Source organism: Streptomyces sp. YGL11-2 (assembly GCF_050054615.1).
Classification (GTDB): Bacteria; Actinomycetota; Actinomycetes; order Streptomycetales; family Streptomycetaceae; genus Streptomyces.
Map to the genome: position 1 here is coordinate 1 of NZ_JBNHIN010000038.1, position 11,507 is coordinate 11,507.

At 72.5% G+C, this 11,507-nt stretch carries 9 protein-coding genes and 1 pseudogene; 4 read left to right on the forward strand and 6 right to left on the reverse strand.

The genetic code is table 11. The features are described from left to right. On the reverse strand, positions 1-1,343 hold a 1,343-nt coding region (locus ACO1BR_RS31670; protein ID WP_426798532.1), incomplete at its 3' end, for an AMP-binding protein. A 41-nt stretch (positions 1,344-1,384) separates the two neighbouring features. Between ACO1BR_RS31670 and ACO1BR_RS31675 the strand changes: the two genes are divergently transcribed. Both ACO1BR_RS31675 and ACO1BR_RS31680 read left to right on the forward strand, forming a co-directional pair. Beyond that, positions 1,385-2,095 carry a TetR/AcrR family transcriptional regulator gene (locus ACO1BR_RS31675; RefSeq protein WP_426798533.1) on the forward strand — a complete coding sequence of 237 codons (711 nt, stop codon included), beginning with the start codon at positions 1,385-1,387 and terminating at the stop codon, positions 2,093-2,095. 260 nt (positions 2,096-2,355) lie between these two features. Next, positions 2,356-3,060 (forward strand): annotated as a pseudogene (locus ACO1BR_RS31680) (PucR family transcriptional regulator); the annotation flags it as partial. 142 nt (positions 3,061-3,202) lie between these two features. Here the strand turns inward: ACO1BR_RS31680 and ACO1BR_RS31685 are convergent. Continuing rightward, positions 3,203-3,979, reverse strand: coding sequence for a GIDE domain-containing protein (locus tag ACO1BR_RS31685; protein ID WP_426798534.1), 777 nt, complete (start codon positions 3,977-3,979; stop codon positions 3,203-3,205). Positions 3,980-4,105: 126 nt separating this feature from the next. On the opposite strand from ACO1BR_RS31685, the gene ACO1BR_RS31690 reads away from it, so the two are divergent. Beyond that, the gene (locus ACO1BR_RS31690) at positions 4,106-4,798 is read left to right on the forward strand and encodes a LysE family translocator (protein WP_426798535.1); all 693 of its coding nucleotides are present in this window, start codon (positions 4,106-4,108) and stop codon (positions 4,796-4,798) included. Positions 4,799-4,927: 129 nt separating this feature from the next. On the opposite strand, the gene ACO1BR_RS31695 is transcribed toward ACO1BR_RS31690, so the two are convergent. From ACO1BR_RS31695 to ACO1BR_RS31705, 3 genes are all read right to left on the reverse strand, one after another. Further along, positions 4,928-6,769: a phospholipase C gene (locus tag ACO1BR_RS31695; protein WP_426798536.1), complete on the reverse strand. Its 1,842-nt coding sequence runs from the start codon at positions 6,767-6,769 to the stop codon at positions 4,928-4,930. A 233-nt stretch (positions 6,770-7,002) separates the two neighbouring features. After that, positions 7,003-8,250 (reverse strand): iron uptake transporter deferrochelatase/peroxidase subunit, encoded by a 1,248-nt coding sequence (gene efeB / locus ACO1BR_RS31700; RefSeq protein ID WP_426798537.1) that lies wholly within the window; start codon positions 8,248-8,250, stop codon positions 7,003-7,005. Positions 8,251-8,304: 54 nt separating this feature from the next. Further along, positions 8,305-9,519, reverse strand: a complete 1,215-nt coding sequence (locus tag ACO1BR_RS31705; protein ID WP_426798538.1) for an EfeM/EfeO family lipoprotein — start codon at positions 9,517-9,519, stop codon at positions 8,305-8,307. 277 nt (positions 9,520-9,796) lie between these two features. On the opposite strand from ACO1BR_RS31705, the gene ACO1BR_RS31710 reads away from it, so the two are divergent. Beyond that, on the forward strand, positions 9,797-10,633 hold the full coding sequence (locus ACO1BR_RS31710) for a hypothetical protein (protein WP_426798539.1): 837 nt from the start codon (positions 9,797-9,799) through the stop codon (positions 10,631-10,633). 45 nt (positions 10,634-10,678) lie between these two features. On the opposite strand, the gene ACO1BR_RS31715 is transcribed toward ACO1BR_RS31710, so the two are convergent. Then, complete coding sequence (locus tag ACO1BR_RS31715) at positions 10,679-11,464, reverse strand: class I SAM-dependent methyltransferase (RefSeq protein WP_426798540.1); 786 nt, start codon at positions 11,462-11,464, stop codon at positions 10,679-10,681. Positions 11,465-11,507 lie beyond the last annotated feature (43 nt).

Below are 11,507 nucleotides of genomic sequence, written 5' to 3' on the forward strand. Positions count from 1 at the left end.
CGCACCACGAAGGCGTGTACGGCCTCCCCGGTGCGCTCGCTCGGTGCGCCGACGACGGCCGCCTGCCGCACACCGGGGTGGCCGGTCAGGACGTGTTCGACGGGGGCGGCGTAGCAGTTGTGCCCGTCCACGATGATCATGTCCTTGGCGCGTCCCACCAGGTGCAGATAGCCGTCCTCGTCGAGGCGGCCGAGGTCCCCGGTGCGCAGCCAGCCGTCCCGCAGGACCTCGACCGTCTCCTCGGGCCGTCGCCAGTAGCCGGTCATCACCGAGGGCGACCGGACGCACACCTCGCCGATCCGGCCCGCCGGAAGCGGGCGGCCGTCGGCGGAGCGGATGTCCACGCGCACACCGGGCAGCGGCCGGCCCACCGAGGTCAGCAGTTCGTCGCGGTGCTCGTGCGGGTGGAGCAGGGCGATGCCGGGCGCCTCGGTGGAGGCGTAGGTCTGCTGGAGGACCGGGCCGAGGCGGTCGAGGGCCTGGCGCAGTCTGGCCGGTGCGGTCGGGGCGCTGCCGTAGCTGAGGAGGGCCAGGCGGGACAGGTCCGCGGTGGCGGTGGCGGGGTGGTCCAGCAGCCGGTAGAGCAGCGACGGGTACAGATACGTGGCCACCCGCCCTGGCTTCGCCAGCGAGGCGAGCACCGTGTCGGGGTGGAACTCGTCGTGCAGCTCGACGGTGACGCCGGCCATCAGCATGCCGGCCGCCATGTCGCCGGTGGCGTGGGCGGTGGGCGTGACCGCGAGCAGCCGCAGGTCTTCCGGGAGTTGGCGGTCCTCGAACCCCCAGGACCGGTACGACGCGAGCAGCCCGCCGTACGTGGTGGGGACGCCCTTGGGCAGACCGGTCGTGCCGCCGGTGTAGGTCAGCTTGGCGATGTCGCCGTCCCGCGCCCGCGCCGGCATCGGATCGGCGGGCTGCCCGGCGGCCGACGCCGCGAGCTCGTCGAGCGGCAGCACCTGCCGGATGCCCGCCGCGAGTTCGGGCACCGGGCCGCCCGCCGCGGGCCGGGCCGGGTCGAACACCACCGCTGCCGGCTCGGCGTCGCGCAGGATGTGCGCCAGGCCCTGGGTGGCCGGGCCGAGATGCACGGCGGTGAAGCGGAGGCCGAGCAGGAACGCGGCGAACCGTAGGGTCAGCGCCTCCGGTGGGTTTGCCGCCAGCAGCGCCAGCCCGTCGCCGCGCCGCAGGCCGAGCGCCTCCAGCGCGCGGGCGCGTTGGTGGACTTCCGCCACCAGATCCCGGAAACGCACCGTGCGGTCGCCGTGCACCAGCGCCGGACGGTCGCCGTGCGACCTCATCGCCGCCATCGCGCCGTCGAGGAACCCCAAAATCGCCTCGGCCATGCCCGCCGCCCTCATAAAACTACGTACGTTAGATTAATGTCATGGACAGTGTACGACCGCCGAAACGACGCAGGGGCAGGCCGCCCGCGAACACCTCGGTGATCAGCCGGGAGGCGGTGCTCGCCGCCGGCCTGCAGGTGCTGGAACGGGACGGACTCGACGCGCTCACCATGCGCAAGGTCGCCGACGAGCTGGGGGTGCAGGCGGCTTCGCTGTACTGGCACGTCCGGGACAAGGACGAGTTGCTCGACCTGCTCGCCGACGAGCTGCTGGCCGGTGCGGACCTGCGGTCGCTGGTCGACCCGACGGACTGGCGGGCCGGTGCCGCCGCGATCCTTCGCGAGATGCGCCGCCACCTGCTGGCCCGCCGGGACTCCGCCCGGCTGCTGGCCGGCCGCTTCTCCGCCGGGCCGAACCGGCTGCGCTCCATGGAGGCCGTCCTCGGCGTACTGCGGTCGGCCGGGCTGGGCCCGCACGACACCGCGTACGCCTGCTACTTCCTCATGGTCACCGTGATCGGATTCGTGGCCAACGAGCAGGCACCGCTGTCCGCCCAGGTCAGGAACGGCATGCCGCCCCGGGAGTTCCTGGACGGCCTCCGCGACCGGCTGGCCGGGCTGCCGGCGGAGGAGTACCCGCACACGGTCGCGCTGGCGGCCGAGGTCACCGGCCCCGACCTGGCCCGCCGCTTCGACTTCGCCGTGGACCGGATGCTGGACGGAATCGAGGCGCTCAGGGGAGAGCGCGACTGATCCGGGTCGACGCCGAGCCCGTACGGTGCGCCGGCGCCGACGAGCCGACGCCTCGGGATTCGGTGGAGGTGAAATGGCCGCGGAACGGGGCGGGTTGGCGATACCGCTGCCATCCGGCCCCTGCCCGGTGGGGGCCGGAGTCGAGGACCCGGCCGAACCGCTCGCCTGGACTCCCCACACCCCCCGTATGTTAAGAAAGCGTCAGGAAAACACACGAAGGGGTGAGAGACGGCGTGACGGGGTGAGAGCTGCCCGAGGAGTTGCTGGACGGGTATGCGGGAGTTCTCGCCGATGTCGCACAGACCGGGCGGCGGTTGAACCGCGACGAACTCCGGTCGCGGCGCACCGCGGGGGAACGGGCCGCCGAGGCGGGGCACAGCCTGCGGGTCCTGGTCAACGCGCACCTCGCGGTGACCCGGACCGCCTGGCCGCGGACCGCCTCCGCGTCAGCGGACAGCGTGCTGGCCGTGGTCGCCCAGGCCGTGGACGCACTGGCCGGCGGGTACGAGCGGGCGCAGCACCTCGCGGTACGCCGGGAGGAGGCCGCGCGGCGCGAGTTCGTCGACGATCTGCTCCACGGTGGCAGCGATCTGGGCCGGCTGGCCGAGCGGGCGGAGCGTTTCGGGCTGCGGCTCTCGCACGCCCATGCCGTGGCGGTGGCCGAGGGCCCCGAGGCGTACGCGGAGGCCGACCCGGTGGCGCGCCGGGTGCAGCTGGCGCTGGTGGGGCGCTTCGGGGACCGGCAGCTGCTGCTCACCACGAAGGACGGCCGGCTGATCTGCATCGCGCCCGGTGATCCGGCCGATGTGCTGGCGTACTTCGCCAGGGAGGCGCGTGCGGCGACGGACGGGGGCCGGGTGGCGGTGGGCCGAACGCACCGCGGTGCCGGCGGCATCGTCCAGTCGTACGAGGAGGCACGGAACGCTCTCCAACTAGCCGCGCGGATGGGCCTCGACGATCCGGTTACACCCTGCACACGGCGGTGATCGGCGCCCGGCTGCTGGACTGGCCGGCCAAGGAGTTGTGAGGAGTTCCGCGGCACGGGGAAGCAGGGGCGGCGGAGCGGAGGGGACACCGCCCCGACGTGCGGCGGTGTGTGTGCCGGTGTCAGCGGAGCGCGGCGAGGACGAAGAAGGCGACCGCGGTGATCGCGGCGAGTCCGGCGCCGATGCCGTAGGCGAGGACCCTGTGGTTCTCGCCGCGGAGGAGTTCCTCCTCGGTCTTGACGGACATGACGAAGACGCCGCCCTCGGCGGGGGCGGCCATCGCGAGCAGGCCGCCGGCGTCGCCTGCCTCGCCGTGCACGTAGAAGCGGCTGCCGGGGCGGACGATCCACTCCTCGCGCTGGAAGCCGATGGTCCTGTCGCCGCCGCCGAACTTGAGGCGCAGCGGGCCGAGTTCGAGGCGGTTGCCGTTGTCGGTGTGCGGGTCGAAGCGGTCGAGGACCTTCTCCGCGCCGATGACGCTCTCGTTGCCGGGGCGGACGGCTATCGCGCCGGTGGCGTCGGCCACGAAGAACGCGGTGGAGCTGGTGTGTTCGGAGACGACCTCGGTGCGGGTCCGGCGCCTGCGGCCGCCATTGCCGTCGCGGTAGGTCTCCTCGTACTTGCGGGTGATCCGGTGCCGGTGCCAGACGCACTCCAGGTTCTCCAGTGGGGAGCGGAGTACGCCGTCGTCGTACGGCAGTGACTGGCCGACCACCTCGCAGCGGTAGCGGAAGTGCCCCTCCCCCGCTGCCTGGGCCGCCGCCTCGTGCAGGTCCCGGAGGTCCTGGACCGGCAGCGTCTCGGTGCTCTCCATCGCGCGGGCCCGGGTGTTCGCGAAGCGCGCCAGGTACGCGCAGCACGCCGCCACCACCAGGCAGGCCAAACCGATCCAGATCACGACAACACCATTCCGTCCGGTTGCTCCCCGACCGCGCGACCATACCCGGGCCGGTCCGCGGTAGGACAGCCACGGGCCGAGGTTCTCCTAGGGTCTGTCCGATGGGTCAGACCCTAGGCTCTTGGCATGCTCACTTCTCTCTTGTGGTTCGCCGGTGTCGCGGCGCTCATCAATGTCACACCCGGGTTGGACACCATGCTCGTCCTGCGGACCTCCGTGGCCCACGGCCGGACCGGCGGCCGGGCCGCGGCGTTCGGCATCCTCACCGGGTGCCTTGCCTGGGGCGCGGCGACCGCCGTCGGGCTGACGGCGCTGCTGACCGCCTCCCGGCTCGCCTTCGACACCCTGCGCGTGGGCGGCGCCGTCTACCTGGCGTGGCTGGGGGTTTCGGCCCTGTGGAGGTCCCGGCGGCGGTTCACCGGCCGGGCGGCGGTGGACGGCACGGAGCCTGCGGCCGACGGGGCGGTCGTGGCCGCGGAGGCGGAGGGCGGATCGGCCGACGGTGCGTCAGGGCGCGGACGGCGGGCCGCCTTCCGCGCCGGGGTCGCCACCAATCTGCTCAACCCGAAGGCGGGCATCTTCTACATGAGCCTGATCCCGCAGTTCATTCCGCACGGCGCGCCGGTCTTCGGCTCCACGCTGCTGCTCACCGCGGTCGACGTGGCCGAGCTGGCGCTGTGGTACTGGGTGGTGTCCACCGCCGCGTCGGCCCTCGGCGAGCGGGTCCGCCGGCCGTCCTTCCGGCGCCGGATGGAGCAGCTGAGCGGTGTGGCGTTCCTGGGGTTCGCCGCGAACCTGCTGCTGACGGAGCGGGCGTGAGGCACGGCCTCCCGAGGGGCCCGCGCGGCTCGGCCGACGGAGGGGGCACCGCGGCGTGAACGAACGAGCCCGGCCGGGCCACCGCGCGGGGCGGTGGTCCGGCCGGGCTGCGGGCCGGTGGGCCGGGCGTCAGGACGCGCCCTGCTCCTTGCGGCGCCGGAGGGCGAAGACCGTTCCGGTCGCGCCCGCCGCGAGCACCGCCGCCGCGATGCCGACGGGCACGACGGGGAAGCCGGACGCGTCACTGGCCGAAGCGGTGTCCTGCATCGCGGGGCCCGGGTCGATGGAGGTGTTCACGGGCGCCACGGGGCGGATCGGGCCGACCGACCTGACCGAGCCGTCGGCGTTGAGCAGCACCTGCTTGTTGTTGGGGTGCCGGAAGTCGAACATGCCGTTCAGCGAGCCGGCGCGGGCGTCGAACGAGGCGTCGCCGATGCGGCCGGTGTGCCAGTTGTCCTCGATGAACCTGATGATCGAGGTCTGCTCGGTGGCGGTGTGGTCGATCTTGTTGGTCTTGCTGTACGGCGAGATCACCAGCAGCGGCTGGCGGGTGCCGGGGCCGCAGCGGTCCGCGTAGCCGCCCGCGGCGGCGGGGCCGGACTGGCAGGCCGGGCTGTCGGTGGCCTTGCCGTTGGAGCCGGTGGAGGTGTCCTTGGAGCCGTTGCGGGGCTTGGCGTAGACGTGGTCGTACCAGCCGTCGGAGTCGTCGTAGGCGACGACCACGGCGGTGTCCTTCCACTGCGGCGACTGCTCGATGCGGTTGATCTGGTTGACGAGGAAGTGCTGCTCGTCGATCGGGTCGGAGTAGCCCGCGTGGCCGTCCTGGTAGGCGCCGGCCTTGAGGAAGCTGACGGCCGGCAGCTTGCCCGCGCGCAGCGCCGCGTCGAAGTCGCTCAGGTCGTAGTTGTGGTTGGCCTGACCGGCGTGGCCGATCTCGTCGACGCTCTTCGGCGGCAGGTGGTGCGGGTTCGCCGTCGACTTGTAGTACTGGAACGGCGAGTGGTGCGGGCTGTAGTCGACGACCGGCGCGCCCCCGACGTTGGCGTGGTGGGTGTCGCACTTGGCGTAGTGGCCCTGCTGACCGTCCCACGCGGTGCTCGGCCGGAAGCCGCCCTGGAACCAACCCCAGCTGACCTTACGGGAGTTGAGGATGTCGCCGATGTTGCGGCCCTGCATCGCGGCGAGCGCGTTCTTGCCGGTGTGGTCCTTGCCGGAGCAGTCGTCGTAGGCCGGGTCCGGGTCGTTGACCATCGTGCCGACGCCCTTGGCGTCGGGCGACTGGACCGCTTCCTTGTCGGGCTTGGCGGTCTGCTTGGGGTTCTCGGTGCCGGAGGCCGGGTCCGTGGAGATGATCCCATGGGTCTGGCCGGAGACGAGGTTGATGGCACCGGGGCTTGACGGACCGTAGACCGACCCGAAGGAGCGGTCGTTGAGGGAGTAGTGCTGGGCGTAGTTCCACAGCCCCGTGACGGTGTTGCCGTCGTAGTAGTCCATCACCAGTCCGGGCTCGCCGAAGAGGCCGCCGGAGCACTTGCCCGAGTCGGTGTTCTGGACGAACTGGTCGGCCTTGCCGCCGTTGTACGCGTACTGCTCGGGCCCGTAGTCGTGGTTCTGGTCGCAGGTCATGGCCTGCTTCGGGGCGAGCCGCTTGGGGGCGTACTGGTTGGGGTTGTGCTTGAGCAACCCGGCGGTGCGCAGGTTGTCGATGTCCCGGGGGGTCGTGGGGGACGGGGTGAACTTGGTCCCGTCGGTGTTCGCGGACTGCGGGTAGGTCGCGAAGTAGTGGTCGAACGAGATGTTCTCGTCGAAGAGGACCACCACGTGCTTGATCGGGGTGGCGGTTCCGGTGGAGCCGCCGTGCGGCTGACCGGCGGCCAGGACAGGGGCTCCCCCGCCCGCGGCGGCGAGGGCCACGGCGCCCGTGAGGGCTCCCAGGGTCCGTATCGCTGCTCTTCTTCCCCTACTGGTCATGCTGGTTCTTCCTCCGGGCGGATCGAGGTGGTCCGTACGTCCGGATGCTCTGCCGGACGGACGGCGCCGGGGCAGAGCCATGATGGCGCGAGAGTGAACACCGGGTCAGGTATCCCAGGCCAAACCTTGACCCTCTGTTGACCTTTGGCGTCATCGAGCGGCTCGTATCCCAGTAGTACGCGAGCGGGCCCCGGTCTGCCACGTGGAGTACGCCACGGTCCACCGGACAGGCCCTACGCCCCGAGGAGCGCCCGGCCGTACCAGTCGGCGGTGTCGCGGACGCCCGGCAGCGCGAAGAAGTAGCCGCCGCCGAACGGCTTTATGTAGTCCGTCAGCGGCTCGCCGGCCAGCCGGTGCTGGATCGTCTCGAACTGGCGGGCCAGGTCCTGCTGGTAGCAGCAGAAGAGCAGGCCCATGTCGAGGTTGCCGTTGCCGTCCATCCCTCGGTCGTAGTTGTGGGCGCGGCGCAGGATGCGCTGGTCGGCGGTGGCGGCGGTGCGCGGGTTGGCCACCCGGATGTGGCTGTCCAGGGGGATGACGTCGCCCTTGGGATCGCCGGGGTAGTTCGGCGTGTCGTGCTCGTGGTCGCCATCGAGCGGGGCGCCCGTCTCGCGGGCGCGGCCGAACATCCGCTCCTGTTCGGTCAGCGAGACCCGGTCCCAGAACTCGACCAGCATCCGGATCAGCCGGACGACCTGGTAGCTGCCGCCGGCCGTCCAGTCGGGCTCGCCCTGGCCCTTGCCGACCCACACCAGGCGGTCCATCTCGCGGGCCGATCCGGTGTCCGGGTTGGCGGTGCCGTCCTTGAAGCCGAGGAGGTTGCGGGGTGTGCCGGTGGGGCGGGGCGGGTTGGCGAAGCCGTCCAGGCGCCAGCGGACCTGCATGCCGCCGCGGGTGTGCCGGGCGATGTCGCGCAGCGCGTGCAGCACGGTGTCGGTGTCGTCCGCGCAGAGTTGGAGGCTGAGGTCGCCGTGGCACCAGTCGGCCTGGAGGTCGTCGTCGGGGAAGGCGGGCATCGCGGCCAGATGGCGGGGCGCGTGGCCGTGCAGCCCGAAGCGGTCGTCGAAGAGCGAGGCGCCGACGCCGACGGTGACGCAGAGCGCGCCGGAGGGCAGCCGGGGGCCGAGGATGCCGGAGTCGGCGGGCGGGCCGGTGATGCCGACGGGCGCCGGGATACCGCCGCCGGTCAGGAAGCGGGCCCGTTCGGTGACGGTCCGCAGCAGGTCGGCGAGCCCCTGGCGGTCGGCGGCGGTGACGTCGAAGGCGAGGAACGTGGTGACCCGGCGCGGCGGGGTGAGAATGGCGGCCTGGTACGCGCCGTGGAAGGGGGTGGCCGAGCCGGTCGCCAACTCCGGCCCCGGAACCGGGAGTTGCCCGCCGGTCTGCTGCAAGCCGGGGGCGGCGGCCGCGAGTCCGGCGCCGGCGAGCGCCGCGCCGCGCAGGAACCCCCGTCGGCCGAACCCGCTCAGGTCACCACTCACCGGTACCCACCGTTCATCTCTCCTCCTGCCCCGTTCTCCACCTGTGCCACTGCCTCAGACGGTCCTGCGCGGATCGCACAGGGTGGCCACCGACGCCAGCCGCTCCACCAGGTCCCCCAGCACCGCGTTGGCCTGCTCCCGGCGGCTGCGGTCCAGCTCGCCGAGCGGCGTCCACCGGCCGTCCGTGCGGAAGCCGTCCAGCAGCCGCTGGGTACGGTCCAACTCCCGGTCCAGTTGCGGGAGTTCGGGGAACCGTGTGGCGAGCAGCGGGCGCAGCCGGGCGAGTACCGCGCGGGTGCCGTCGAGGTTGGCGCGGGCGGTGGCGAGGTTGCTGCCGCTGCCGTAGTCGGTGCGGCCGGTCAGCTCGAACTGCACCGTGTTCTCCAGGATCTCGTGCGCCCGCAGGCCGAGCGCCGCCGGATCCATCCGGGCCTGGGCCCAGTCGTCCCGCAGGGCGGTGACCGCGTCGGCGAGCGCGCCGGCCGGGCCGCGCAGGGCGTCTGCGGACTCGCCGTGCCACAGGCCGTACTCGACGCGGTGGAAGCCGGTGAACTCCGGGTCGTGCACACCGCCCGCCAGGCCCGCGGTGGTCCCGTTGATCTTCTTGTCCGCGTCGCCGAACGCCCCGTAGGCCGCGCCCAGTCGCTCGTAGGTGAGGTGGGCGGGCAGCCAGGCGTCGCGGGCCGCGGCCAGATCGCCGCGGGTGACGGCGTCGCGGAGGGCGCCGGTCTGCCGGACGAGGTCGTCGAGCCCGCCGCCGACCCACTTCTGGTAGTCGATCGACGGCTCGATCAGGTCGTGTTGGGTGATCGGCGCCGCGGCCGGTCCGCCGCGGCCGCCGCCGGCGATCCGCACAGTGGGCCCGGTGACCGCGTCGGCGTCGTCCGGCAGGCACATGAAGGCGTACGAGCCCTGGCCGAGCCGGACCCGCAGCTGGCGGGTGGTCCCGGGGCCGATGCCCTCCACCTCGCCGTAGACGGCCCCGGTGCCGACGGCTTTCAGGTAGACCTCGGCCGCGTTGCTGGAGGTGTTGTGGAGGTCGAAGACCTGGGTTCCGGGGCGGGGGTGCCGCCAGCCGTGGCCGCAGCCGCTCGGGGAGACCTCGATGCTGGTGTGCACCAGCCCGTCGGCGGCGGTCTCCGCGCCCTCCTCGGCGCCGTCCGGGCCGCTGGTCAGCACCAGCGTGGCCACCACGCCACCCGCGAGCAGTACGCTTCCGGCACCCCAGATACGAGGCGACCGCAGCCGGGCAGGGCTGGGTCGTGGCACTCCGGTCCTCCTGGGTCGCGCAAGGGAAGGGATCTTGTCTCGCCGCACATGCTAGGCAGGCGCAACACTTCCGAACATCCTTCCGCCCCCTTAGATGCGAAGAATTTCCCCGGGGTTCATCGGTCGGTTGATCGATCATTCAGCCGGCCCGGCCTCGCTCTCCGGAGCGCATGCGCCTTCGCTCCCCAGGGGGTGCGCAGACCCCGCGCGCGATCGTCTACAGTCCTGTAGACGATCGCGGATCGCGAAACGGCGCACCGCGCCGGAAGGGCGGAACATGACGATGGGGCAGCCGAGCGGCACGACGGTGGCGGCGCCGGCCGGACACGAACGGCACCACGGAGCCGCGGGGCACGGGGCGGGCTGGAGCAAGGTACCCGAAGTCACGGCGCTGTTCTGGGTGGTGAAGATCCTCACCACCGGTATGGGTGAGACCGCCTCGGACTACCTGGGCCGGACGCTCGGTCCGATACCTGCCGGTGCACTCGGATTCACCGCTTTCGCCCTGATGCTGGCCGTGCAGTTCCGGACCCGGCGCTACCGGGCCGGGATCTACTGGTCCGCGATCGTCATGGTCAGCGTCTTCGGCACCATGGCCGCCGACGTCGTCCATGTCATCGCCGGCGTCCCCTACGCGGTCTCCACCGTCGCCTTCTCGGTCACGCTGGCCGTCATCCTGTTCGCCTGGTACCGCTCCGAGGGCACGCTGTCCATCCACAGCATCCGCACCCGCCGCCGCGAGACGTTCTACTGGGCGACCGTCCTCGCCACGTTCGCGCTGGGCACCGCGGTCGGCGACCTGCTGGCCGGCACCCTGAACCTGGGGTACCTCCCCGCCGGCATCGTCTTCGGCGTGCTCATCCTCGTGCCCGCACTGTCCGGCCGCTTCCTCGGGCTGAACGCGGTCGCCGCCTTCTGGGGCGCGTACATCCTGACCCGCCCGCTCGGCGCCTCCTTCGCCGACTGGATGGGCGTCTCGGCCCAGCGCGGCGGCCTCGACTGGGGCACCGGTCCGGTCACGCTGGCGCTCACGGTGCCCATCGTGGCGCTCGTCGGCTACCTGGCGGTCAGCCGCAAGGACACGCCGAAGGACGCACTCCCGGACGCCGGCTGACCAGCGCCCGTCCGGAAAGCCGGGGCCTGCCCGGAAAGACACCGCCTAGCGGATCGCCACCAGTACGTAGCTGTCGCCGAACTGCCAGACCGGCAGGACGTGCGCGAAGCCGGCCTGGAGGAGCAGGGCGGTGTGGTCGGAGACGGACAGGCCGTTGCCGGCACCGTGACCGTCCCCGGCACCGTGGCCGACGCCGGGGGCGCACTGCCGGCGGCGGCGTTCGGCGAGCGGTTCGGCCAGCTCCGGCTCGTCCGACACCGCCGTCCACCAGGCATCCCAGTCCTCGTTGGCGTACGCCTGCTGCCGCTCGGCGCGGCGGTGCCCGACCTGGGCGGTGAGCGCGGCGGCGACGGGGTCGCGCTGCGGCAGGTGGTCGCCGTTGATCAGCGCGCCGCCGGGCCGCAGCAGGGCGGCGAGCTGGGTGTACGTGCGCCGGAGGGTGGCTTCGGGGAGGTAGTGCAACGCGGTGGTGGACACCGCGGCGTCCAGCGCGCGGCCCAGCGCCAGGGCCTCGGTCCAGCCGTCCTCGCCGATGACGGTGTCCACGTAGCGCGCCGCGGCGGAGTGGTGGGTGCGGGCCAGTTCCAGCAGCAGCGGGTCCATGTCGACCGCCACCACCTCGGCGCGGGGCAGCCGTTCGGCGAGCCGGGCGGCGAGCGATCCGGGTCCGCAGCCCAAGTCGACGACCAACGGGCGATTCTGGCTATGCGTCACATGCTCGACCACATCGACGACGACCGTGAACCGCTCCTCGCGGTCGATGGCATAGCGCCGCTGCTGGCGCTCCCAGCGCTCCACCCACAGTTCCGCCGCCGCCATGCTCAGCCCCATCTGGTCGCGCCACCTCTGCCGTTCACGCCTGCGTTAACCGGTC